This window comes from Vibrio sp. R11-SG3-ISO9 (assembly GCF_059834255.1).
This window is the reverse complement of sequence record NZ_JCBDGU010000045.1, coordinates 67,489-94,138: the sequence shown is the minus strand read 5'-3', so window position 1 is coordinate 94,138 and position 26,650 is coordinate 67,489. Positions and strand designations below refer to the sequence as shown.

General features: G+C 46.2%; 17 protein-coding genes and 1 pseudogene. 8 read left to right on the top strand and 10 right to left on the bottom strand.

All coding sequences use genetic code 11. The features are described from left to right. Positions 1 to 58: 58 nt before the first annotated feature. The 8 genes and pseudogenes from AC6R05_RS16270 to AC6R05_RS16235 form a co-directional block, all read left to right on the top strand. Positions 59 to 2,272 (top strand): annotated as a pseudogene (locus AC6R05_RS16270) (patatin-like phospholipase family protein); the annotation flags it as partial. 272 nt (positions 2,273 to 2,544) lie between these two features. Continuing rightward, a complete protein-coding gene (acnB, locus tag AC6R05_RS16265; protein ID WP_500648017.1) occupies positions 2,545 to 5,133 on the top strand; it encodes a bifunctional aconitate hydratase 2/2-methylisocitrate dehydratase in 2,589 nt (862 codons plus the stop codon). Positions 5,134 to 5,399: 266 nt separating this feature from the next. Beyond that, positions 5,400 to 5,768 (top strand): YacL family protein, encoded by a 369-nt coding sequence (locus tag AC6R05_RS16260; RefSeq protein ID WP_152469266.1) that lies wholly within the window; start codon positions 5,400 to 5,402, stop codon positions 5,766 to 5,768. Between the two features lie 213 nt (positions 5,769 to 5,981). After that, positions 5,982 to 6,320: a P-II family nitrogen regulator gene (gene glnK, locus AC6R05_RS16255; RefSeq protein WP_004738200.1), complete on the top strand. Its 339-nt coding sequence runs from the start codon at positions 5,982 to 5,984 to the stop codon at positions 6,318 to 6,320. A 25-nt stretch (positions 6,321 to 6,345) separates the two neighbouring features. Beyond that, complete coding sequence (locus AC6R05_RS16250; protein ID WP_032551509.1) at positions 6,346 to 7,575, top strand: ammonium transporter; 1,230 nt, start codon at positions 6,346 to 6,348, stop codon at positions 7,573 to 7,575. Positions 7,576 to 7,722: 147 nt separating this feature from the next. After that, positions 7,723 to 8,739 (top strand): Fe(3+) ABC transporter substrate-binding protein, encoded by a 1,017-nt coding sequence (locus AC6R05_RS16245; RefSeq protein WP_032551510.1) that lies wholly within the window; start codon positions 7,723 to 7,725, stop codon positions 8,737 to 8,739. A 248-nt stretch (positions 8,740 to 8,987) separates the two neighbouring features. Next, positions 8,988 to 10,613 carry an ABC transporter permease gene (locus AC6R05_RS16240; protein WP_500648016.1) on the top strand — a complete coding sequence of 542 codons (1,626 nt, stop codon included), beginning with the start codon at positions 8,988 to 8,990 and terminating at the stop codon, positions 10,611 to 10,613. After that, positions 10,613 to 11,641: an ABC transporter ATP-binding protein gene (locus tag AC6R05_RS16235; RefSeq protein ID WP_500648015.1), complete on the top strand. Its 1,029-nt coding sequence runs from the start codon at positions 10,613 to 10,615 to the stop codon at positions 11,639 to 11,641. Before AC6R05_RS16240 ends, AC6R05_RS16235 begins: the two co-directional genes overlap by 1 nt. 127 nt (positions 11,642 to 11,768) lie before the next feature. On the opposite strand, the gene AC6R05_RS16230 is transcribed toward AC6R05_RS16235, so the two are convergent. From AC6R05_RS16230 to AC6R05_RS16185, 10 genes are all read right to left on the bottom strand, one after another. Beyond that, positions 11,769 to 13,181, bottom strand: coding sequence for a phosphoglucomutase/phosphomannomutase family protein (locus AC6R05_RS16230; RefSeq protein ID WP_500648014.1), 1,413 nt, complete (start codon positions 13,179 to 13,181; stop codon positions 11,769 to 11,771). Positions 13,182 to 13,255: 74 nt separating this feature from the next. After that, positions 13,256 to 15,661 (bottom strand): glycoside hydrolase family 94 protein, encoded by a 2,406-nt coding sequence (locus AC6R05_RS16225; RefSeq protein WP_500648013.1) that lies wholly within the window; start codon positions 15,659 to 15,661, stop codon positions 13,256 to 13,258. Positions 15,662 to 15,765: 104 nt separating this feature from the next. Continuing rightward, positions 15,766 to 17,679: a beta-N-acetylhexosaminidase gene (locus AC6R05_RS16220; RefSeq protein ID WP_500648012.1), complete on the bottom strand. Its 1,914-nt coding sequence runs from the start codon at positions 17,677 to 17,679 to the stop codon at positions 15,766 to 15,768. Positions 17,680 to 17,700: 21 nt separating this feature from the next. Next, positions 17,701 to 18,570, bottom strand: a complete 870-nt coding sequence (locus tag AC6R05_RS16215) for a glucosamine kinase nucleotide-binding domain-containing protein (protein ID WP_500648011.1) — start codon at positions 18,568 to 18,570, stop codon at positions 17,701 to 17,703. Between the two features lies 1 nt (position 18,571). Beyond that, positions 18,572 to 20,293, bottom strand: a complete 1,722-nt coding sequence (locus tag AC6R05_RS16210; RefSeq protein WP_500648010.1) for a glycoside hydrolase family 9 protein — start codon at positions 20,291 to 20,293, stop codon at positions 18,572 to 18,574. A 120-nt stretch (positions 20,294 to 20,413) separates the two neighbouring features. After that, entirely contained in the window at positions 20,414 to 21,409 is a 996-nt protein-coding gene (locus AC6R05_RS16205; protein ID WP_150869238.1) for an ABC transporter ATP-binding protein, read from the bottom strand. Between the two features lie 84 nt (positions 21,410 to 21,493). Further along, positions 21,494 to 22,477, bottom strand: a complete 984-nt coding sequence (locus AC6R05_RS16200) for an ABC transporter ATP-binding protein (RefSeq protein ID WP_150869237.1) — start codon at positions 22,475 to 22,477, stop codon at positions 21,494 to 21,496. Between the two features lie 2 nt (positions 22,478 to 22,479). Further along, positions 22,480 to 23,505, bottom strand: coding sequence for an ABC transporter permease (locus AC6R05_RS16195; RefSeq protein ID WP_150869236.1), 1,026 nt, complete (start codon positions 23,503 to 23,505; stop codon positions 22,480 to 22,482). 2 nt (positions 23,506 to 23,507) lie between these two features. Next, positions 23,508 to 24,494, bottom strand: a complete 987-nt coding sequence (locus tag AC6R05_RS16190) for an ABC transporter permease (RefSeq protein WP_032551522.1) — start codon at positions 24,492 to 24,494, stop codon at positions 23,508 to 23,510. 170 nt (positions 24,495 to 24,664) lie between these two features. Continuing rightward, positions 24,665 to 26,347, bottom strand: a complete 1,683-nt coding sequence (locus tag AC6R05_RS16185) for an ABC transporter substrate-binding protein (protein WP_500648009.1) — start codon at positions 26,345 to 26,347, stop codon at positions 24,665 to 24,667. Positions 26,348 to 26,650: the final 303 nt, after the last annotated feature.

Sequence of the window (26,650 nt, the reverse complement as noted above, 5' to 3'; positions counted from 1 at the left end):
GGTTTTGGCTGAAAATGTGGTTGAGCCAGCCGACAAAACGCAAGTTGAGCAGAAAACTCGCCCAAGTATCGCCGTGGTTCTTGCTGGTGGTGGAGCCAAGGGCGCGGCTCATATTGGTGTCCTAAAGGCTCTTGAAGAGATGCACATTCCAGTCGACTACGTTACAGGTACCAGTATGGGGGCCTATGTAGGCGGCTTGTACGCAACGGGCATGAGTGCCGACGAGATTGAAAGTTTTATCTACTCTGTTGATTGGAACAAAGGCTATCGCGACCGTGTAAACCGCAGCGACCGACGCGTGCGCGACAAAGAGTATGAAGACCGTTACCAACTGACCACGGATTTAGGTTTAGGTTGGGGGGAAGTACGTGCACCAACGGGTGTCGTACAAGGTCAGAACATGCTACGTATCCTGCGTGAGACAACGGGTAACCTAGCTCCACTTGAATCTTTTGATGATCTTGCTATCCCATACCGCTCTGTCGCAACGGATATCATCGAACTCGAAGAGGTGGTGATCGATAAAGGGCAGATCGTCGATGCAATGATGTCGAGTATGTCAGTACCGGGCGCTTTACCTCCTTATGAGGTTGATGGCCGCATGTTGGTCGACGGTGGTGTCATCAACAATATGCCGGTAGATGTTGCCCGTGCGATGGGCGCGGACATTGTTATCGCAGTAGACATCAGCACCAACTACAAAGGCGAAGAAGAGTTCACCAACCTTTTCACGGTCGCTGATCAACTTTCGAACTACTTGGTACGTCGCAGTACTCAACAACAGGCGGAAACTTTAACGGCAGAGGACGTCTTTCTTAAGCCCGATGTTGGTCAGATGGAGACCACTGAGTTTGATAAGATGCCCGGCGCTTATGAAGCGGGTTATCAAGTTGCCTACCAGTTTGAAGACAAGCTTCGCGGCCTTTCAATGAGTACTGCCAAGTATCAAGATTATGTTGAAGGCAAGCAGCAAGCTCGCCGTAAACTAAAGCACGGTGATAAAACCGTGGTTGATGAGGTTGTGATTAACAATAACAGCCACTATTCCGACAAGCTGATTGAGAACCGCCTAAACCTTGAAGCTGGGCAAGTGTTAAAAACCAGCCAGATTGAAACTAGCGTACAAAACCTCTACGCGCTCGATCGCTTTGAACTGATTACCTACCAATTCGATGATTCTGATGGTGTCGATCAATTGGTCGTCGATGTGAACGAGAAGGAGTGGGGACCAAACTACCTCAACTTCCGCTTTTTCTTAGAAGATGACTTTGCTACCGATAGCCAATACTCAATTGGTGTTTCTGCAAACTTTACGGATATCAATCAACATGGTGCAGAGCTCAGAACCAACTTAGAGATGGGCACTGATAAGCGCATTGAAGCTGAGCTATTTTCTCCGTTTTTCTCGCACCACAACCTGTTTACCTCAGCGTCGTATGTGTATGCCAACCAGAAACGAAACCTACCCGCTAACATCGATGAAATTGAGGAGCCGACCTTAGATGTAACTCAAGACTTTGTATCGATGACATACAAAGAGAACATCGTTGAGCTGGCGTTTGGGTATCAACCAACTTTGTGGCAAGAGTTGAAATTTGGTGGGCGATACACTGATGGTGAGGTTGAAGTTTCATCGTTGCCGTCGCTTGGTGGTGGCTCTTACGAGCGAATCGGTGGTTTTATAAGCTATCGTCTTGATACCTTAGATAACTTCAGTCTTCCTACGGAAGGTTATTTCGTTGATTTAGAATACCTTGTTTCTCATGATGAGTTTGACTCTGATACTGTTATCTCTGATCCCAACCTTGTTCAAGACAATGACACCGTGTATGAGTTCTCAGCCAATCTAATGGCCGCACAGAGCTACAAACGCCATACTTTAGTCGCAAAGGTGGATTACGGTATCGTAGAAAGTAAAAATTCTCTATTCCCAATCGACCCGAAACAGCTCGGAGGTTTCTTAAACCTATCAGGTATTCCGCGTAACAGTTTACTCGGTCAAAACCTGGCATTTACCAGTTTAGTGTATCGCTATAAATGGTTTGAAAATGATTTCGGTTTGTTTGAGTCCCCGTTCTATCTGGGCGCATCCATTGAACACGGTGGTGTTTGGTCTAATAATGATTTGAAAATTCATGAAGCGCCGCTGTACACCGCAGGCTCGCTGTTTGCAGGCGTCGACTCTCCGATTGGGCCAATTATTTTGGCGTATGGTATGACAGAAGATAACTACGATTCTGTTTACCTTATTATCGGAACGTCATATAAATAACCATGCGAAAAATAGCGATACTGGCGACTAATTAGGCAAAAATAGTGGGACTTTCGTCTTAACTTGCTATGTTGGTCAAAATGATAAGATTTTAATTAATCGTTAAATTTGCTACTATACCGCCCACAGTTTGGCCTCTCTGATGCCGATCATCAATACAAATTGAATGACGAAAATGGCAATGGAGAGCCAAGTTTCCAAGGATGTTCACCGCTTTATTTTACTAACAATTATGAAGGAAGGTGGTGGACCGCAATGAGAGGAAAAAAGTCGTGCTTGAAGCCTACCGTAAACACGTCGAAGAACGTGCTGCCGAAGGAGTTGTTCCAAAACCACTAGATGCCGAGCAGGTTGCTGGCCTAGTTGAACTTCTAAAGAACCCACCTCAAGGTGAAGAAGAGTTCATTCTTGACCTACTAGAAAATCGCATTCCACCAGGTGTAGATGAAGCTGCTTACGTAAAAGCGGGCTTCTTAACTGCTATCACCAAAGGTGAAGTAGAATCACCACTTGTTAGCAAAGAGAAAGCGGCAGAGCTGCTAGGTACTATGCAAGGTGGTTACAACATCGAGTCGTTGATTTCACTTCTTGATGATGCTGATCTTGCTCCTATTGCTGTTAAAGCACTATCTCACACGTTACTAATGTTTGATGCTTTCTATGATGTAGAAGAGAAGGCCAAGGCAGGTAATGCTTCAGCACAACAAGTACTTCAATCTTGGGCAGACGCTGATTGGTTTACTTCGAAAGACAAAGTTGCTGAAAAAATCACAGTAAAAGTATTTAAAGTCACTGGTGAAACGAACACCGATGACCTATCTCCAGCTCCTGATGCATGGTCTCGTCCAGACATTCCAGTACACGCCAAAGCGATGCTGAAGATGGAACGTGACGGCATCAACCCAGATCAACCTGGCACTGTTGGCCCAATCGCTCAAATTGAAGAACTGCAAAAAGATGGTATCCCACTCGCTTACGTAGGTGATGTTGTAGGTACAGGTTCTTCACGTAAGTCTGCGACGAACTCAGTACTATGGTTCATGGGTAAAGATATTCCATACGTACCAAACAAGCGTACTGGCGGTGTTTGTCTGGGTGGTAAGATCGCGCCAATCTTCTACAACACAATGGAAGACTCTGGTGCACTACCTATCGAATTAGACGTACAGAACATGAACATGGGCGATGTTATCGACATCTTCCCATACGAAGGCGTTGTACGTAAAAACGGTGAAGAAATCTCTAGCTTTGAATTGAGCAAAGTACTGCTTGATGAAGTTCGTGCGGGTGGTCGTATTCCACTAATCATCGGTCGTGGCCTAACTAGCCGTGCTCGTACTTCTCTTGGCCTAGAAGAGACAGATCTGTTTGCTAAGCCAGTTGATCCATCTGCATCTGACAAGGGCTACACGCTAGCTCAGAAGATGGTTGGTAAAGCATGTGGTGTTGAAGGTGTTCGCGCAGGTCAATACTGTGAGCCTAAGATGACAACAGTAGGTTCTCAAGATACAACAGGTCCTATGACGCGTGATGAGCTTAAAGACCTTGCATGTCTTGGCTTCTCAGCTGACCTAGTGATGCAGTCTTTCTGTCACACTTCGGCATACCCGAAACCAGTTGACGTAAACACGCACCACACACTACCTGATTTCATCATGAACCGTGCCGGTGTTTCACTACGTCCAGGTGATGGTGTTATCCACTCATGGCTAAACCGTATGCTTCTTCCTGATACTGTAGGTACAGGTGGTGACTCGCATACTCGTTTCCCTCTAGGTATCTCATTCCCTGCAGGTTCTGGTCTAGTTGCATTCGCGGCAGCAACAGGTGTAATGCCTCTTGATATGCCAGAATCTATCTTGGTTCGCTTTAAAGGTGAAATGCAGCCAGGTATCACGCTACGTGACCTAGTACATGCGATTCCTCTATACGGCATCAAGCAAGGCCTACTAACAGTAGAGAAAGCAGGTAAGATCAATGAATTCTCTGGTCGCGTACTAGAAATCGAAGGTGTTGAACACCTATCTGTTGAGCAAGCGTTCGAGCTTTCTGATGCATCTGCTGAGCGTTCAGCGGCAGGTTGTACTGTTAAGCTATCTCAAGAGTCTATCGAAGAGTACCTGAACTCAAACATCGTTATGCTTAAGTGGATGATCGCTGAAGGCTACGGTGATGTTCGTACTATCGAGCGTCGTATTACAGCAATGGAAGAATGGTTAGCGAACCCTGAGTTGCTGTCTGCTGATTCAGATGCTGAATACGCTCACGTTATCGAAATAGACCTTGCTGACATCGATCAGCCAATCCTATGTGCACCGAACGATCCAGATGATGCTCGTCTTCTTTCTGACGTTCAAGGTACAGAGATCCAAGAAGTGTTCATTGGTTCTTGTATGACCAATATCGGTCACTTCCGTGCTGCAGGTAAGATGCTTGAAGAGTTCAACGGCTCTCTAAGTACTCGCCTATGGGTGGCTCCGCCAACTAAGATGGATAAAGACCAGCTAACAGAAGAAGGCTACTACGGCATCTTCGGTCGTGCAGGGGTTCGTATCGAAACTCCGGGTTGTTCTCTATGTATGGGTAACCAAGCACGTGTTGCAGACAAGTCGACAGTAATGTCTACGTCTACTCGTAACTTCCCGAACCGTTTGGGTACAGGTGCGAACGTTTACCTAGCGTCTGCTGAGCTTTCTGCTGTAGGTGCGATTCTAGGTCGTATCCCAACGAAAGAAGAGTACCTAGAGTACGCAGAGAAGATTAATGCAACGGCAGCTGACACGTACCGTTACCTGAACTTCCACAAAATGGGTCAGTACACGGAAAAAGCGGACACGGTTATTTTCCAAGAACCAGCCTAGTTCCTCGTCATATTTGTAGCGGCAGCGTTGTTGACTGCGTACGTTCACCCTAATCACATAGAGTTTCTATGCTCATAGGGATGAACGTACTTGTCGCCTAGCTGCCACTCCAACTATTTAGAGGAACCCAAATGATAGAGCGTCTACTTCGGTAGGCGTTTTTTATGTCTGAATACTGGGCTACGAGCGACTCGACCTATAAAGCACTTCGCTATATACTCTCGCCTCATTTTTAACCCTGTCTGCAGTTACTGCGTGGAGCCACTATGGAATTCGAATTTACAAGAAACACTTTGATGGGTGAGTACTACGTGAAATGCAGCATGGGGCACGAAATCGTTGGACGTTGGCTTCAAGAAGAGATTGGTAAAGACAAAAGTAAAATCGATCAGGTGTTGGCACTTGTTGAAGAGTCACGTACTAACTTTAGCAATGAGCTTTCAATGGTAGGTAAAGAGATCACGTTATCGATCAATGAAGATGAAGTAACGATTCAAGAGAATGTCCTCGGCCATGAGTATGAAATGGAAGAGGGTAGTGAATTCGACTTTTACAATAGTGAAAGCTTATCGGTTTGTGGAATTGATGATTTTGAGTTGCTGATGGAGCGCTGGGTAGATTTTTTAGGATTGTAGAATACCCAATTGAGCGCATTGCCCAAATATAGAGCAATTTGATACCAGCGCATTAAGATAGTGAAAAGGTCGCACCATTATGGTGCGACCTTTTTCGTTATTGGAGGTGTATAAAGTTAAAGTCGTTAAGTATCAATAATTTAACTTTTTGGCACGCTACTTGGATTATAGAAAGAGTATTAACGGACTAAGTGAAAAATCTAAGGAACGATTATGAAACTCATCAATGCCATAGTGAAACCATTCAAATTAGACGATGTGAGAGAAGCGCTATCTGATGTCGGTATCGAAGGTATGACTGTATCAGAAGTTAAAGGTTTTGGTCGTCAAAAGGGCCACACGGAACTGTACCGCGGTGCGGAATATCAAGTTGATTTCCTTCCAAAAGTAAAACTAGAAATCGCGACTCAAGCAGAAAACGTAGACCGTGTTGTTGAAGCGATTAGCCAAGCTGCTCACACCGGTAAAATCGGTGACGGTAAGATTTTTGTGTACGACCTGAGCCAAGCGGTACGTATTCGTACAGGCGAAATGGACGCAGAAGCACTTTAAGAATTCAAGGACTGGAGAATTTAATATGGAACTTTTAACAACAGTAACGGAATTACGTTACGCACTAGACACTTTTTTCTTCCTCATTTCAGGTGCGTTGGTAATGTGGATGGCGGCAGGCTTTGCAATGCTTGAGGCTGGTCTTGTACGTTCAAAGAACACCACTGAAATCCTAACTAAAAACGTTTGTTTATATGCAATTGCATGTACGACTTACCTAGTTGTTGGTTACAACATCATGTATGTCGATAACGGTGAGGGCGGTTGGTTGCCATCTTTTGGTGCACTAATTGGTACGCAAGGTGAAGGTGCGGATCACTCTCTAGAATCTGACTTCTTCTTCCAAGTGGTGTTCGTTGCAACAGCAATGTCAGTCGTATCTGGTGCGGTTGCTGAGCGTATGAAGCTATGGTCATTCCTAATCTTCTCTGTAGTTCTGACAGCGTTCATCTACCCAATGGAAGGTTACTGGACATGGGGCGGTGGTTTCCTATCTGAAGCTGGCTTTAGTGACTTTGCAGGTTCAGGTATCGTACACATGGCAGGTGCAGCAGCAGCTCTAGCAGGCGTACTTCTACTAGGTGCTCGTAAAGGTAAATACGGTAAAAACGGTGAAATCTACCCAATTCCTGGTTCAAACATGCCATTGGCAACATTAGGTACATTCATCCTATGGTTTGGTTGGTTCGGCTTCAACGGCGGTTCTCAGCTAATGGTATCGGACTTTGAAAACGCGACAGCAGTTGGTCAAATCTTCCTAAACACAAACGCAGCAGCAGCAGCAGGTGCAATCGCAGCACTACTAGTATGTAAGACAACTTGGGGTAAAGCAGACCTAACAATGGTATTGAACGGTGCGTTGGCTGGTCTAGTGGCTATCACAGCGGATCCACTGTCTCCATCACCTCTATTTGCAGTCGCTATCGGTTCAGTTTCTGGTGCACTAGTAGTATTCAGCATCATCGCTCTGGACAAAGCTAAGATTGATGACCCAGTAGGTGCTATCTCAGTGCACGGTGTGTGTGGTTTCTTCGGTCTGATGGCTGTGCCACTAAGCAACGCTGACGCAACATTTGGTGCTCAACTATTCGGTGCTGCAGTAATCTTTGCTTGGGTATTTGGTGCAAGTCTAGCGGTATGGGCAATCCTAAAAGCAACAATCGGTATCCGTGTAAGCGAAGACGAAGAGCTAGAAGGTATGGATATGCACGACTGTGGTGTTGGTGCTTACCCAGAGTTCGTATCTGTGAAGTAATATTTACAAAGATTTACATTTAACCTACTTGAAACCTGCTCGGATGAGCAGGTTTTTTTGATCTTTGACGTTGTGTTTCACTAGTTGTTAAATATAATAATGAAACTGATAAATATTATCATTTGTATGTCAAAAAGGATTGAACCAATGAAAAAACTGCTAACTCTTTCTGCTTTAGCTTGCGCAACTATCGCACCTACAGCGGCAATCGCTGCAGAAGAAGTAAACGTATACTCTTACCGTCAACCTTTCCTTGTTGAGCCTATGTTCAACGAGTTCACTAAAGAAACTGGTATTAAAGTAAACGTTAAGTTCGCAAAGAAAGGTCTAGCAGAGAAGCTAGCTCAAGAAGGCGAATACAGCCCAGCTGACGTTATCCTAACTGTGGATATCAGCCGTCTATCTGAGCTAACTAAGCAAGGTCTAGTTCAATCTGTTGAAAGCGACGTACTAGAAAAGAACATCCCAGCTCAGTACCAAGATACTGATAACGAGTGGTTCGCTCTAACAACTCGTACACGTAGCGTTTACTCTTCACGTGACCGTGTTGGCCGTCTAGGTGAAGATTTCACTTACGCTGACCTAGCTAAGCCAGAGTTCAAAGGCAAAATCTGTACTCGTAGTGGTAAGCACCCTTACAACGTATCTCTAGTTTCTTCTATGATCGCTCATAAAGGCGAAGCAGAAACTAAAGAATGGCTAGAAGGCGTTAAAGCTAACCTAGCTCGTAAGCCTCAAGGTAACGACCGTGCACAAGTTAAAGCTATCAAAGAAGGCCTATGTGACGTTTCTCTTGGTAACAGCTACTACCTAGGTAAGATGGTTAATGATAAAGAGCAAAAAGCTTGGGCTGACGCTGTTTACATCAACTTCCCTAACCAAGAGACAACTGGTACTCACGTAAACATCTCTGGTATGGCAATGGCGAAATACTCTCCAAACAAAGAGAACGCTGTTAAGCTAATGGAATTCCTAGCAGGTAACACTGCACAAGGTATGTACGCTGAAGTGAACTACGAATACCCAGTAAAAGCTGATGTTAAACCATCTGAGCTTGTAGCATCTTGGGGTGAGTTCAAAGCAGATACAATTTCTCTAGACGAGATTGCTAACCACCACGAAGCGGCAATCAAACTTCTAGATGAAGTTAAATTCGACCTTTAATTTTATTGATGTAGGCTGCGGCCTAGATTGATTAACAACCTCAAGTTCCTACTTTATGGACTTGGGGTTGTTTTGTTTTTAAGCAAGTCACTTTTTGATACAAAGCAACGCCTAGAACTAGTGAGTTCTGAGCTTCGCGCCTTGCAGTCACAGTGCGATATCGGTATAACTACCCTTAGTTTTTAAAAGGATATGAGATGTATTTTCAAACGCATTTTCGAGTTATCCCTCTCCGTTGTAATTAAGCGATGAAACAAAAGAATTATATATGGAATACCAGTAGTGGAGTGATTGCTTTGCTGCTGGTTTTTCCGATCTTAGCGATATTCACAACCGCTGTTGGTGAAACGGATGAGCTCTTCTCTCATCTTATGTCTACGGTGATGCCTACCTACGCCTACAACACAGTGGTTTTAGTGTTCGGCACTATGTGTTTGTCGTTGATTTTTGGTATCCCCTCTGCGTGGATCATGGCAATGTGCCGTATCCCTGGCGAGCGGGTCCTTCAATGGGCGCTCGTGCTTCCTTTAGCGATGCCGGGTTACATCGTAGGTTATATCTTTACCGATTGGTTTGATTTCGCGGGGCCAGTACAGATTCTGCTGCGTGATATCACAGGGTGGGGGCCGGGTGAATATTGGTTCCCAGATATCCGAACCCTAAGCGGTGCAATCATTGTACTTTCTCTGGTTCTATATCCTTATGTGTACCTACTATGCCGTGCTGCATTTATGGAGCAGAATGTTTCTTTGTTGCAATCTGCACGACTCCTAAAGTGTTCTCCATGGGAAAGTTTCCGTCGTATTTCTTTGCCTTTGGTTCGCCCCTCGATGGCGGTTGGTCTATCTCTTGTTGCAATGGAAACCGTAGGTGACTTCGGTACAGTAAGCTACTTTGCGGTTAATACGCTGACTACTGCGGTTTACGATACTTGGCTTGGTTACTCTAGCCTCACGGCTGCCGCCAAGATCTCAGCTATCATGTTGGTTATCGTGATCTTGTTATTGAGTTCAGAGCGCTACAGCCGCCGCAAGCAGAAGCTATTTCAAAACCAATTCAATAGCCGAGAAGATTTCCGTTATCAGCTGAAAGGCTGGAAAAAGTGGTCAGCACTTTTCTGGTGTTGGGGACTAGTTTGTATCGCTTTCTTATTCCCGCTCGGTCAACTGCTTATCTACGCGTACAAGTACTTCGCTCAAAGCTGGACTGCTGAGTTTAGAGAGTACGCGATGAACAGTTTAAATGTCTCTGTTCTTGCCGCTGTGATTGGTGTGCTGGTAGCACTGATTGTTAACTTCAACCAACGAGTGAATCCGAGCAAGCGTAACCTTGCTTACATGCGTCTCTCTTCTATGGGCTACGCGGTACCAGGAACGGTATTAGCCATCGGTGTAATGGTTCCGGTTCTGTTTATGGATCACTTGGTGAATGATATTGCCAAAGCGATGGAGTGGGGCCGTCCAGGACTTATATTCTCTGGCTCAATGTTCGCACTGATTTTTGCCATGGTGGTGCGTTTTTCAGCCGTCGCAATCGGCAGTATCGAAAGTAGTCTGAGTAAGGTTTCCCCATCATTGGATATGGCGTCGAAAACCATGGGCTGCAACACCAACCAAATGTTGCGTCGAGTACACCTTCCTTTGATTAAGCGTGGCGCCTTAATCGCTGGTTTGCTGGTGTTTATTGAATCAATGAAAGAGCTGAATGCAGCGCTGTTACTGCGCCCATTCAACTTTGAAACGCTTGCGACCTATGTTTATAACTACGCCTCGGATGAGCACCTTGAGCTAGCCGCAATGCCAGCGGTGTTACTGGTTCTGGTGGGATTGATTCCGCTTATCATCGTTAACCGTTCTTTGGAGCAAAAAAACTAATGAGTTGTGCATTATCAATTAAAGATCTGACTTGTAAGTATGAGTCTCAGACGGTTCTAGAGTCCCTCTCTTTAGAGGTTGAGCACGGTGAGATTGTCTGTCTGCTTGGTGCCAGTGGTTGTGGCAAAACAACTTTGCTAAAGGCGATTGCTGGTCTACTTCCGTTGAGCAGTGGCGTAATGAACCTTAACTGCCAGACCATTGATGACGGTAAGAATTGGCTACCCCCAGAGCAACGCAACATTGGTATGATCTTTCAAGATTATGCGCTCTTCCCGCATCTAACGGTAAATCAGAACGTGGCTTTTGGTTTGCGTGGATTATCAGATCAAGAGAAGTCGGATAAAGTGCGTGAGATGCTTGAGTTGGTTCACCTTGGTGAATATGGCGATCGTTACCCGCACCAACTCTCTGGTGGTCAACAACAACGTGTGGCAATTGCACGTTCTTTAGCTTATAAGCCAGATCTGTTGTTACTTGATGAACCTTTTTCAAATATTGATACTCAGGTTCGACATGAGTTGATTTCTCAGATTAGAAAAATTTTCAAGAAGCAGGGTGTTACCGCGATCTTTGTAACGCACAGTCGTGAAGAAGCTTTTGCTTTTGCTGACAAAATGGCTGTGATGAACAACGGTGTGATCGAACAGTACGGTTCTGCTTCGGAGTTGTATTTCCATCCTTCGAGCAAGTTTGTTGCTGACTTCTTAGGTGGCGGTAGCTACTTGAATGCGCAGCGTATATCTGAACATGAATTTGAAACCAGCTTAGGCGTGGTTGAGGCAAAATCTCAAACGGACATCGAGTTGGGCAATGATTGTGAGTTGTTGTTGAGACCTCAGCATATCTTGGCTAGCTATGAGCAAGACAGTGCTATCTCTGTATTGGAGCAGCAGTTTATGGGAGACCATTGTCGTTATGTGATTGAAGCGCATGGTCAGAAACTGCTGGCGACTTCTTCTGAAGCATTGGAAGTCGGCATGCCCGTGACAGTAAAAGTCGATACCAAGGGCGTTCTTGCTTTCTAAGCCATTCGTTTAACAAACAATCTCATGTGAATAAAAAAGCCCAGTATCAAACTGACTAAGTAGGATACTGGGCAAGCGTTCTTCACCTATAGGGTTAAATCTAGGTATAAAACCCTTCCTTAAAGAGTTACAAAGATAGGAAGGCTTTCATGTTTTGAAGAACACGTTCAGCAGTGTCTTTATCTTCCATTTCTGCAAATATACGCAGCAACGGTTCGGTTCCTGAGAAGCGAGCAATCACCCAGCCACCATTTTTGAAGTAGACTTTCGCACCATCTTCATAGCTGACTTTTTCAATCTCATATTCAAACTGCGGTAGCTGTTTCTCTACGTAAATCTTGGTGTAAAGCGCCTCTTTCTGAGAAGGTTTAAACGTGCAATCACCCTCGGCTGTGTATGCATAACCGTACTTTGAGTAGATCTCATCCAGCAGCTCTGAGAGCTTCTTGCCTGTTACACTGATCATCTCAACCAACAAGCTTGAAGCGAATACGCCATCTTTACCTTTGATGTGTCCGCGAATGGTCAAGCCGCCTGAGCTTTCGCCACCAATCAGTGAGTCATCTGCTTCCATTTGTGAACTAATGTGCTTAAAGCCTACTGGAACCTCAAAGCTCTTTTCACCATGGTCAGCGGCGACTTTATCGAGTAGGTGAGTAGTTGCGATGTTACGTACTACCGAGCCTTTCCAGCCCTTGTATTCCAGTAAGTAGTAGTAAAGCAGCAGTAGCACTTCGTTAGGGTGAATGAAGTTACCCTTCTCATCGATAATACCTAAACGGTCGGCATCGCCGTCGGTACCAATACCGATGTCGTAACCTTCAGCCGCAACCAAGTGCTTCAAGCGATACAATGTTGCTGCGCTCGGTGAAGGCATCAAACCGCCGAAGTCTGGGTTTTTACCGTCGTTAATTACGTCGACATCACAACGGCCATTGATCAGTACCGTCTGAAGAGCGTTTTTTGCCACACCAAACATTGGGTCAATCAAAACACGCAGATTGGCTTTCTTGATTGCTTCAATGTCGATGAAGTTGATGATCGAATCGACAAAGTCGTTCATCGGGTTGATGATTTCGATCTCTTTGTCGTTCAACGCTTGTTCGAAGTCGACACGGATAACGTCTTCGTTGGTTAGAGTCGCGATCTGCTGTTCGATCTTTTCGGTGATGATCTCATCAGCATCACGACCACCTTCAATGAACACCTTGATACCGTTGTAATCCGCTGGGTTGTGAGAAGCGGTAATACATGCTGAGTAGGTGCAGCCCATTTCTTTTGCTTGGAACATTACTATAGGGGTTGGAACAAACTTATCGATGAAGCTGACTTTGATGTTGTTAGCTGCAAGTACCTCAGCAAACCAGCAGGCCGCTTTATCGGATAAGAAGCGACGATCGTAGCCAATCACAAAGCCATTTTGTGCTGCATCTTCATCATTGATGATGTTAGCCAGTGCTTGAGCGACCAAGCGAACGTTATCGCGAGTGAACTCCTCACCTATGAAAGCGCGCCAGCCACCCGTACCAAATTTAATCATGTGAAAATCCTTTTAGTCTCATTGCCTCAAGTCAGTTATGACCTGAGGCAAGAGCGGTTCGTTAAATTACGCGATTAGCCTAGAACAACGACAACATCGTTCACGCTGCCTTCTGCTTGAACTGGGATAGCACCTTCGACTGCTTTGCCATTGATGGTGATAGACGCGACCCCTTTGCTTACTGCATTCGGGTTCTTCACTGTGATGTTGTAAGTTGCTCCGCGCCATTGACGAGTGACTTCGAACTCTGGCCAATTCGTTGGGATACAAGGATCAACAGTTAGGCCCTCAAAACCAGTACGTACACCAAGAATGAAGTTGGTAACCGCAAAGTATGCCCAACCAGAGGTACCGGTTAACCAAGGGTGGTTAGCACGGCCATGGTCTTGGTGGTCTTTACCCATGATGAACTGCACGTATGAATATGGTTCTGCGTAGCGTGTTTCAATCATGTCGTTTTGGTTGTACGGGTTAAGAGCATCGTAGAATTTCATTGCACGGTCACCACGACCAAGTTTCGCTTCTGCTACCCAAGCCCATGGGTTCGGGTGAGAGAAGATTGCACCATTCTCTTTTACGCCTTGGTAAACACGAGTGACGAAGCCGATATCATCGTTTGGTGTTGCAAATGATGGAGAGTTTAGGTGCAGGCCGTATTCAGAGAATAGATTCTCATCAACAGCATCCATCGCCTTCTCGCCACGCTCTTGAGAAACTGCGCCAGATAGAACTGCCAGTGTGTTTGACTCTAGGTGTACACGACCTTCAGCTTGTTGCGCAGTACCGATCTTGTCGCCATCTTTTGTTAGACCACGGATGTACCAGCCACCTTCGTCATCCCACAGGTGTGTTTCACATGCTTCACGAACGTTCGCTGCCATTTCAGTGTATTTCTCAACGTCAGCGGCATTGTTGCGGAATTTAGCGAGATCTAGGAATTCTTGTAGAGCCCAGAAGTGCAGGAATGAAACCATTGACGACTCACCACCACCAAGGTTTAGACAGTCGTTCCAGTCAGCACGTAGACCTTTACAGATACCTGTTTGACCAACGTATTCTGCAGAGAAGTTCAGTGCTGCTTTCATGTGTTCGTAAACAGTCGCTTCACCGCCGTCTGCGTAAGGAATCACTTCATCAAAGAACTCATGTTCGCCGGTTTCCATCACGTACTTGATGATGGTTGGAACGATCCATAAGTGATCATCAGAACAGGTGTCTTCGATACCGTGGATCTTATCGTCGTCTGATGGAGTCGGAACTACTGTTGGTGATTTCGAAGGTTTAACATCCGCTTTTTCTGGATCAAACCAGTCAGGATCGAATAGGTGTAGACCGTAGCCTGCTTTAACTTGGCCGCGTAGTAGGTCGACGATACGTTTACGAGTCATTGCTGGGTTAGCGTGAGGTACAGAGATAGCGTCCTGCGCGGTATCACGGTAGCCAAGACCAGTACGGCCGCCCACTTCAATGAATGATGCAAAGCGCGACCACACCACACAAGTCTCTGCTTGGTATAGTGTCCAGGTGTTGATCATAGTGTCCAAGCCTTCGTTTGGAGACTTAACTTGGAATTTGTTGCAACGCTCGTCCCAGTGATCTTTGATTCCTTGGAACGCAGCATCTACGTTTGCAGTGTCTTGGTACTTCTCACGTAGGCGCTCACCGTTGCCTTTGCCGATACCTAGTACGTAAGCAAAGCGAACCTCTTCACCCGGTTGAATTGTGAATTGTTTATGCAGAGAACCACAATGGTTGTAACAGGTTTGTGCGCTGTTCGAACATTTACCATTTTCAACCGCAATTGGGTTCGCTTCATCGCGGTACATACCAAGGAAGTTGTCACGCTGACCGTCATAGCTGTCTGGTGAGAAAGTTGATGCTAAGTAGTAGAAGCCTTCAAAGTCGTTAGTGTTGTAGTACAGATCGTATTCCAACACACCTTCTTGGTAAGATGTGCCCGCAGAGTACAGAGACATCTGGTGGTTTTGGTTGTCTGATTGGATGTGGCTGAACGAGAACTCTACAAATGAGAATGTGCTGATAGTACGTGGCTTATCAGTGTTATTCTTTAGTACAACGTCCCAAATCTCTGCATCTTCGCCCTTAGGGACGAATAGCGTTTTGGTTGCGGTAATGCCACTGTATTCACATTTGAACTTTGAGTACGAAAGGCCATGACGAACTTCGTAGTTTGCTTCATCTAGGCTCTTTGCCACTGGCTGCCAAGAGATAGACCAGTAGTCACCAGTCTCATCATCACGCAGGTAAACATAGTGTCCCGGACGATCAAAAGTGCCGTTCGGACGGAATTTAGTAACACGGTTATATTCTGGTGAGTTGTAGAACGAGTAACCGCCAGCGTTGTGTGATATGACAGTACAGAATTTCTCGGTACCTAGGTAGTTAGTCCAAGGTGCTGGTACATCAGGGCGAGTGATGACGTATTCGCGATTCTCGTTGTCGAAATAGCCGTATTTCATTGTTATTTCCTTTTTAACAAACTGCACTCCGGCAGTTAATCTTACAAATATTGATTCAGAGCCTCGTGGCTATGTATCCGAAATTAATGGGTTTTCTAGTGTTCTTACCAAGGTGTTCGGTACTGAATATCTAACCGTTCAAGCAGTGGTAAGTGACCTTTTAGGCGGGATAGGTAATCCAGCCAGTTACGATTGTTCTTGTGGGTCCAGCATCCTTCCGCTAGTGCGCTGATCCGAGGGAATACCATGTAATCCATACGCTGTTGGTGGGTAACAATTTCACACCAAAGCGCACACTGAATGCCACGAATTCGTTTTCGAATCGGGTCAGTGTCAGAGATCTCCGCGAGTGGCTCATAGTTGTAGGCTTGTTCCAGTGGAATCACTGAAGCCCAGTCGACACCTGGCTCTTCTGGTGCAAAATCTTGTGTCATGTCGAGGTAAGTGAATTGAGCCGGTTGCAGCACCACGTCAAAGCCTTGTCTAGCACAATTGACGGCGGCTTCTTCACTTAGCCACGAGTAGATGATGGTCTCTTTGCTGACCTTGTCGCCGTGTTGTGCTTCTTCCCAGCCGACCATTTTTTTACCAAGCTGTTTGAGCTTGTTTTCGGCATAGCGGAATAGGTGACCTTGCAGCTCTTTACTGTCTTGATAACCGTGTTCTTTCATTACTGCTTGAGCTGCAGGACTGTTTGTCCAAACGCCATGTGGCACTTCATCGGCACCCATGTGGATAAGCTTGCTTGGAAAGAGAGCAGCGACTTCTTCGATAACGATATCTAGGAACTGATAGGTGCCTTTAAGCCCTGGGTTGAGTACGTTATCGGTATAGTGCTGAATACTTTTGTATGCGGTTGTATCTTCCTGCTCAACCAACATCTCTGGTAGAGATTTGATTGCTGCTCGGCAGTGACCTGGAATATCAATTTCTGGAATCACTGTAATGCCGCGCTTTTCGGCGTAGGCGATCACTTCGCGGATCTCTTGTTGGGTGTAATAGCCACCATAGCGCTGAGCCAGATGTGTGTATTGAGGCTCCAGTGCTTCATTAAGACCACGCCATGCGCCAATGTCGGTCAGTTGAGGCAGCTGTTTTATCTCTATGCGCCAACCTTCATCGTCAGTGAGGTGCCAGTGGAAAACATTAAACTTGTACAGGGCGAGTTGGTTGATTAAACGCTTTACATCCTCTAGCGAGTGAAAGTGGCGCGCACAGTCGAGCATCATCCCGCGGTATTTAAATCTTGGTTTGTCGACGATTTTGCAGCATGGAACCGAGAAAGACTCCACACCTTGCTGCTCAATCAGTTGAACCAGGGTTGCGGCTGCATAGATAAAGCCACTTTGACTACCGGCTTCTGCTGTTATGGCTTCCGCTGTCACCGTGAGCTTATATTCAGCATCATCGAGTGTTGGGTTGGTTCTAAAGGTAATGGCACCCACCTCTTGCTCAGGCAGTGATAGCTCGAAATGGGTGCGCAATTCTTCTTTCAGCCACTCTCCACCATCGCTTGCCAGTGCAGAGGTGATAGCGAACGCTGTACCTGGAGTTAGGGGGAAGGCTCCGCTTTGTGTTGTGACTGAGTTTGGTTGTGGGATCAGCGCCAATGGTGCGGCATCAACCTGAGGAACTTCAGTGTGTTCGCGGTAGGGTGAGGCCAGAACAATTGGGGAAATATCTACCGGTAAGATTTGCGTTTCATCATCAGTGAGAGTTTGGATAAACGCATCGTTTAAACCGTCTGAAAGGAAACGGAATGGGGCACTTTGAATACTGAATTCAAAATAGTAGTGATTATTGGCCTTAAGCTCGCTGTCATTAGGTGTATACGTACAGTAGCTACCTACCTGAGTTAGAGTGCCTTGCGATAAGCTTTCTGGGAGAATAAAGCGATCAAAGGCAAAATGCAGCGACCATATTTTGATGTCGGCATCACTTAAATTATGTACGGTAAGACCAAAGCGGCAGTTTTGCTTTTGTTCTGAGAGAACAGCTAAGTCAATGCGGTAATTCATATCACTTCCCTGTTAAGTCTATTAGTACAAGTTATGTTCGGGCTTGCCAGCAAACATCAACGCACCTTCGATGGCGTCGAATTGAGGCTGTACAATCCATTGCTGAACAACGGGAGAGAGCCAAGGCTGAAGACGTTCAGCGATACTGCCCATTAGGCACACTTGATTGGCTCCTTTTCGGTGGAGGGCATTGATAAACATTTCGATGTCAGCTGCCGTTTGTTTGAGCATCTCAATAGCGAGCTCATCACCTTCGTTAGCGAGTTGAAAAATAACTGGGGAAAACTGACCGTAGTCTTTTGGAATGGCGCTCTTTGACCATTCAACAATATTGTCTACGTCATTATCGAAGTGGTTCATGACGTGTTGACACAGTGATGTCTTTGAGCGAATACCGTCTTCAGCAAGCAGTACTTGCTGGATAAGTCTGAGCCCCATCACGGCACCACCACCTTGGTCTGAAATTGGGAACTCACGACCACCAACGACGTGTTGCTCCCCATCTTTGAGCAAAATGCCACACGAACCAGTACCACCAATCATGATTGCGCCGTCTTGCCCGTTGTGCGCTCCAACACAAGCACCATAGGCATCGGTATTCAGGGTGATTGATGCAAAAGGATGGTCGATTGTCATGAAGTTCAACCAAGCCGATTTTTGTTCAGCACCAGCAAGTGCTAACCCAACATGCATCTTCGAAAAATCAGATTCTGTTAAACCGCCTTGTAGAGCCGCATCGCGAATTGCCGCAACGATGGACGCCATCGCAATATCAGTACCAAGAAGAATATTGGCGCTACCGCTTTTGGCTTCTCCAATAAATTGGCCTTCAGTGTCACGGATTCGAGCTCGGCAAGAGGTGCCGCCGCCATCAATACCTACGTAGTACATGTTATTGCTCCCCTTGATTAACGGTGAAGTTAAACTGGGCCGCTGTTGCTAACAGGTACCACGCGCCATGAGGGATCCATTGCTCTCCCCAGCGCCAGTTTTGAAGCATGTCGTCTTTTTGTGCTGGTGGATTAAAGGCGATATCTTCTTCGTCCTCAAAACCTGCAGTAATGCCATTACAAATACCGCCATTGGCATTGAAAAAACCAAGTTGTGGTAGGTAGTCTGGGTTGTTGTGGCCGTGACCATCTAGCATGCACATGTGATAAGGGTTGAGACCTAAAATCCAGTCTAAACAGTTTTGAGACAGGGTAATCAAGCGAGCTTTGAGTGCTTCGTCTCGAATATAAGGTTGAGCGAGCAACGCCATAGTCGCTAAAGAGCCTAGGCGTGCATTTTCACCCTGCCACCAATAGCCCGTCTCGTTGTTGTGAGCAACGAAGAAGGCGTCTCGCTTATCACTGTCGACTGGTTTTACATATTGTCGAGGATAGCCAAATGGGTTCGCGACTCTGTCGGTAACGGAGATTTCAAATTGGCAGGCTTGCTCGACCACGAGACTTGTAGTTTCATGCTGCTGCATATCCGGTTCTAAAGCTAAGTATTCACATAAAGCAATCACGGGCAGGCCAGCTTCCGCTGCATGGAAATAAGGACGCGAACCGTCGGAATTTGCTGACCAGAAGTGATCAAAGGTTTGATCTGACTGTTGACGTTGAGTGAGGCGTTTAGTCCAGACTCTCGCTTCAGCAAGGTATTTAGAGTCTTTAGTTACGCGATAGAGTTCACTTGCCGCCAACAATGCGCAGTACTCATCGATGATGTTCTCTTCACCATCGTTGAGGTAGAGGAGGTTGTACTCTTTTAGGTGCCAGTAGCCTTTTTCAGCTGTCTCTAAATAGGTTTGATTAGAGTACTCTCCAGAAACTTCTAGAGCAGAAGCACTGGCTAGTGCAGCGATAGCAACTCCTGCACCTTGACGGAATCCGGCTTGAAAATCATCAGATTTGATACCTTCCTGCGTCGCGTAGGCACAGATATCACGTTGGTTGATATCTTTGCTCCATTTGTCAAATACAGTCATGTAGAAGTAGCCGACTGCATCTTGCATACGCACTAAGAAGTCTGCACCAAATAGAGCCTCTTCAGTAAGGCGAGTTTGAGTGAACTTCTGGAACGCTTCATGATCCTGAGCTAAACGCAGCCCTTTGAGCATGTTCCAAACCACCATCGGAATCTGTTGTGGATTGAGGTAGTTTCCATAAGAGAGATGACTAAAGTACTTACTGACGTCACCCGATGCGTCGTACCAACCACCGTGCACATCTACATAACGATCAGTGCCCAACAATTGAGCCTGTTTATCTTTCTTGTCGAAAATGCCGCCACAGCGCTGTGATTTGAAGTAGTGCAGAACGTCAGAGAAGGTTCTCTGCATCAGTAGGTTTTCACCAATCTCGAAAATTTCCGAACGCAGGTTTTCAAAGCGCAGATAGTAACGCCCCGGTTTGGTCACTTCACTGAAATCAATTGTGAAGTAGTTTCCTGTGTGCCAGTTTGCAACTTGGCCGTGCTTAACCACATCAAAACTATCAACGGTGACATGATTATCTGCACACACCAACAGTACGGAGGTAGAGGAAAGACGAGCCTTGCGAGTTTGCAGTATCGCTTGCTTTGGCGCGTTGGCTTCATAGCCAATGTGATTGGTGAGTAACAGCATCAAATGTCTCCGACAGTCCTAATTTCTATTGGCTAGGTACTAAATCTTTGGTTAAAAATGGTCGATGTTAAATGACCAGAGTGAAAAGGTTAGGGACAGTGCTGCCCCCAACCCCAATGATTAACTCTCATGTAGGTAACAACGTACGAAGTGGTTTTCACCCAACTGAGTCACACCCGGTAGTTGCTCTTTACACTTGTCGGTTGCGTGCGTGCAGCGACCAGCAAAAGGACAGCCTGCAGACTCAGGAGTCCACAGTGGAATTTCCCCTTTGTTGCCAGCCAATTTTTCATGGATTGATTTCTTTGGATCCGGAACTGCTGACACCAAAAGTTGTGTATATGGGTGTTGTGGGTTGGCGATGACCTCATCGGTATCTCCCCATTCCACCATGTGTCCGACATACATCACTGAAAGGTCTTCCGCGATGTAGCGAGCTGTCGCGATATCGTGGGTGATGTAAAGTAGCGACATCTCTTTTTCGAACTTCATCTCTTCCATCAGGTTGAGAACACCTGCACGGATTGATACGTCGAGCATTGAGGTTGGCTCGTCAGCAAGAACTACCTCGGCACCTACTGCGATATTACGCGCCAGATTGACACGCTGACGCTGGCCGCCAGACAGTTGGTGCGGGTACTTCTGAGCCGTCTCTTTTGGTGGGATCAAACCAACTTGCTCAAGAAGATCGTATACGCGCTCTTCTTGCTCACGCTTATTGCGCGGGTCCACTTTTTTGTGAATCAGCAGTGGGCGCAAAATATGGTGGAAGATGTTGTGAGTTGGGTTGAGTGAACCAAACGGGTCTTGCCATACCATTTGTACGCCCTCACGATAGGTCATCAAATCACGCTTAGACGCGATAGTTTGGATATCGCGACCTTTGTATTCGATAACGCCGTCAGTTGGCGCGTACATCTTAGCGATCATCTTCGCTGTGGTTGATTTACCTGAGCCTGACTCACCAACAACGGCGAGGCCACGGCTTTTATACATCTTGAATGACACGTCGTTGATCGCACGCATCATTGGAGTTTGAATTGTGGTGCTGCTTATTGGGAAGTCTTTGACGACGTTCTTACCTTCTACCAATAATTGACCGTAATTTTTGCTCATAATTGTCTCCAGAATCCTTTATCGCTTTTTGCTTGCATGGCGGTTTGTCCGCCTTGTTGTATTGATGCTCTAAGAGCAGGCAAGCTAGAGCTTGGTATGTACTATTGGCTCACCATAAAGGTGGCAGTTTGAAAGATGCCCTGGCTCAATTGAGCGCAGTTTGGTTGGCACTTTCGTACAAGTTTCATGTACACGGTCACAACGAGCTTGGAAGCGACAACCTTCTGGTATTTCTAATAAGTTCAGAGGGTTACCAGGGATGCCTGCCAATTTCGTTTTTGGACCCGTCAAAGGAGGGAAAGAACTCCCCAGTCCTTTGGTGTACGGGTGATAAGGGTTTTCTAGAATATCTTGTGAGTTCGCCACCTCGATCAGTTCGCCTGAATACATGATGCCGATACGGTCGGAGAACTCGACCATCAGCGATAAGTCATGAGTGATGAACAAGATAGAGAAACCGAACTCTTCTTTTAGCGCGTGGATCTTCTGTAGGATCTCACGCTGTACCACCACATCGAGAGCCGTGGTTGGCTCATCCATGATGATCAACTTCGGATTCAGAGCTAATGCAATCGCAATCACCAAGCGCTGACGCATACCGCCAGAGAATTGGTGCGGGTAATCGCTAAGACGGCTAGGGTGGATATCAACGATCTCCAACAGGCCTTCAGCGCGTTGTTTTGCTTGTTCACGAGTCATGTTAGTGTGACGCATAATCACGTCACAGAACTGCTCTTCCATTGGTAAGACAGGGTTCAACGCGTTCATCGCACTCTGGAATACCATCGACATCTCGCTCCAGCGGAATGCTTGCATGCGGTCGTCGCTGTAATCTAAGATGTTTTCACCGTTGAAGATAACCTCACCACCGGTGATAAACGCTGGCGGCTTATGAAGGCGCATCAGTGAAAACGCAACGGTTGATTTGCCACAACCAGATTCTCCAGCTAGACCGAAGACTTCTCCGGGTGCAATGTCAAAGCTCACGTTGTTACAGGCGCGGACATCGCCCGCGTCTGTGATGTAATCTACGCAAAGGTTGCGGATAGAAATGAGTGGTGCTGTCATGATTATTTATCTCCGCTCCAAAGTGCATTTTGTGGTGGTAGTTCAGGCTCACGCTCTTGCTTGTCTTGCGCAGCAAGTTTCTTCCAGCGCTTCATACCTTTGTGCGAACGCAGTTGTGGGTTAGCAATCTCATCAACAGCAAAGTTCAGCAGTGCTAGGCCAGTTACAAGTAGCGTTAGTGCGATACATGGAGCTAGCAGTTCCCACCAAGCGCCAATCAGCATCGAAGAAGAGGCTTGTACGTTGTAAAGCATGATGCCCCAGCTCACGGTGTTCGGGTCGCCAAGACCAAGGAAAGACAGCGTCGCTTCCATCATGATTGCGTACATCACAGAGCCGATGAAGCTCGCGCCAACGATTGAGATAAGGTTTGGCAGAATCTCAACGAAGATGATGCGGAAAGAAGACTCACCCAATACCTCAGCAGCTTTCACAAACTCTTTTTCACGCAGAGCCAGCGTCTGTGAGCGGATAACCCTCGCTCCCCAAGCCCAGGACATAAAGCCGATAACTAAGGTGATGGTTAATGGGCCCGCCTCACCAATGAATGCTGCAACCACAAAGAGCAATGGATATTGCGGAATAACTAGCATGATGTTCATCGCTGCGGTAAGAATGTCGTCAACACGACCGCCGAAGTAACCTGCCGATACACCGATTACAGTAGCAAGTAAACATACCGTGATACCTGCACCGAAGCCTACTGCTAGTGATACGCGAGCACCGTGTACTACTTGAGACCAAACATCACGACCCATACGAGTTGTGCCCAGTACGTGGTCTGCTTTTTTAGACATGATCAGCGTACGACGGTCATCTGCTAGGTTTGTTGCTACCCAGCCATCAGGGTTAGATTGAGCTGATTTCACTACGAAGCTTGGGTACTCGTGCGGGTTACCCGTACGTTTGTCTGGGGCGTGCTTTGCAATTAATGGTGCAAACAGCGCTGCGAAGATGAAGACGCCAAGAATGATTACACCAGTCAGTGCCATCGGGTTGCGCCAAATGAGTTTTAGAAAGTCTTTCATGATTATTTACCACCCTTACGTAGACGAGGGTCAAGAACAACGTAAAGCATGTCAGCGACAAGGTTAAAGAACAGCATGAACAGCGTCATGATAAGTAGCTGACCTTGAAGAACTTGGTAGTCACGCGCGTTAATCGCATTGAATAGAACCGTACCAAGACCCGGGTAGTTGAAGATGATTTCGATGATGAGCTGACCACCGATTGCCATACCTAGTGACATTGAAAGTGCGGTTACACTTGGTAGTAGTGCGTTACGTGCCGCGTAGTTGAATACCACTCGGTTTTCACTTAGGCCCTTACCTTTAGCCATAGTGATGTAGTCTTCTGCAAGAAGGTTGATCATGTTGTTACGCATGTTGACTAGGAAGCCACCAATCTGAACCACAGAAGCACAAAATAGAGGAAGAACAGCATGATAAGCTGCGTCTTTAATGAATTCCCAGCTTGTCCAATCTGGCACTGTACCCGCGGTATATGCGTAGCCAGTCGGGAACCACTTAAGGCCGATTGCGAAGGTGAATAGTGCAATCATTGCGATAACCACTTGAGGTACCGCTTGCAGAATCAGCATACCTGGGGTCACGAATGCATCATATTTACTGCCACGTTTCCAAGCTGCGAAGATGCCTAAGATAGAGCCTAGAGAGAACGATAGAACAACCGCCGTACCCGCTAAGAACAGTGACCAACCGAATGCACCGCCAAGTAACGAGTTTACAGACAGTGGGTAGAATTGAATTGAAGTACCTAGCTCCCAGCTGAGGATGTTCTTCATGTAAGCAATGTATTGTACTAATAGACCGCCATCGACGAAGCCGAGTAGTTCTTTCATTGCTGCGATACGCTCAGGGGTTACCTGAACAGAAGCGTTAGCGAACATCATGGTCACCGGGTCGCCCGGCATTGCTCGCGGAATTGCAAAGTTTAACGTCGCAGCAACTAATAGCGCGACAAAATAAAATGACAAACGTCTTAAAAAATAACCCATAACTCACACCTTACTCACCCAGATTGTTTCCCTGTTTCTGGATTCAGGTCGCTCCTAGCGAAAATTTGGAACGAGAAATCCCCTGACGACGAGCGCCATACTTTCAATTGAGAGTGTGGGGATTTTTATAAGCGGCGTAAGGGATTACGCCGCAAGGATTGAACGACTGCTTATTGAACTGGTTTTAGGTCCAGTACGTGAAGTAGACGCTCTGGAATACCAGCCCAGATGTTTGGACGACCTTTTGGATTCTCTTCGTTCCACCAACCAGTGAAGCGAGTTGTGTTGTATTGGTACATGTAAGCACCAGACATTACAGGAATCGTTACTTGGTCAGCGGCGATGATCTTCTGGATACCGTGAGCGATGTCTAGCTGTTCGTTCTTATCAGCTGTTTTGTAGAAGCTGTTTAGAAGACCGTCTAGCTTGTCGTTCTTGTAGAAGTGCATCGCGAAACGAGGCATGCCGTCACCAGATTGCAGTGAAGAGTTGTATGCGCTGTTCCAGTAAGTGTATGGATCCGCACCGTGGAAGTAGTTTGTGTAAGCTACGTCGTACGTACCTTCAAGCATTGCTTGGTTGTACACAGAGAAATCTGGTGTACGAGCTTTTGCTTTGATGCCAACTTCGTTTAGTTGCTCAACTGCAAGTTGTACTGTGTTGTTGAAGTCAGTCCAACCGTTTGGTGATTGAATTAATAGCTCGAAAGATTTGCCTGATGGTGTATCAACAAAGCCGTCTTTGTTTACGTCTTTGAAGCCTGCATCAGCAAGAAGTTTCTTCGCGCCTTCAGCGTTGTAAGTGTTGAAGCCTTTGTATTTGTTGTGAGTCTTTTCATCAGACCAAGCTTCGAATGCATAGCCAAGGCCAGATGCGAAGTCATTCACTGTACCGCCACCGTAGAACGCGATATCGATGATAGTTTGACGGTCAAGAGCCATAGAGAATGCACGACGGAATTCAACGTTGTTTAGCGCTTCGTTCTTCGCAGCATCTGGGTGCTTGAAGTTCACAACAAATGCTTGCGTGCCTGCTGGCGGGTACCAGTAGTGGTGCTTAGGACTTGCTGCTGCGTAAGTACGGTCGATGTCTGGTACGAAAGAAGATGTCCAGTCCATTTCACCGTTAACCACTTTACCTAGGAATTGGTCGTTGTTTGCGATCTGTGGAACACGCAGACAGTCTACGTCTAGGTTGTCAGCATCCCAGTAGTTCGGGTTTTCACACTGAATGTAAAGTTGAGCTGTGAAAGTATCGATCTCAGTAAATGGACCAGAACCTACAGGGTTCTCATTGGTGAAAGTTGCTGGATCTTTGATGTCTTTCCAGATGTGCTTAGGTACTACAGGTACTTTAGCAATCTCATAAGGTACGTTTGAGTTTGCTTCTGTTAGGCGGAACTTAACTTGGTAATCGTTAAGTTTCTCTACTGAAGTTACCCAAGAGTTGATACCAGATTGGTCAAGCTCTGGCTTCTCTTTTACAAGGTTGAAAGAAAAAACAACATCATCTGCTGAGAAGGTTTTACCATCAGACCATTTAACACCCTTACGGATGTCGAACGTTACGCTCATTAGGTCGTCAGCCATTTTGAAGTTTTCAGCTAGACGGAATACAGGTGTGTTACCGTGCATTTCGTTGAAAACAACAAGTGGCTCGTATAAGAAGTCAGTCGTTGTATGTAAGTTAGTCGCACCTAGGTACGGGTTAAAGTTACGTACAAACGTTGTGTACTCTTTCGGGTGGATAGTCAGTTCGCTGCGTTCTGCAGCTGTTGCTACCGATGCAAAACCTGTCGTAGCAGTCGCAATAATTGCTGTTGCTAGTGCTGTTTTTTTTATATTGGCAAGCATAGCTGTTCCTTACTATTTGCTTTCATTTCACTAATGGATTGAATGTCATCTTTTGCTATTCGTAGATACACACTCTGTTCAAGGTCTACCTCTTTGTCATTGTTCCAAGAATCATCGCTGCTTCTATGAAGTGTTAAGAGTGGCCTGTAGACCTTTGGCACGAGTAAGAAAACACCTTATTCATGAATTAATCAAACTCGTTTCCCGTTAAAAACGTTAAAACTACAAAACGACACGTCATTAACGTCAAAAAATGTACTTTTGATTGATAAATGTACAATCGATACTTGGGTGATATGAGTC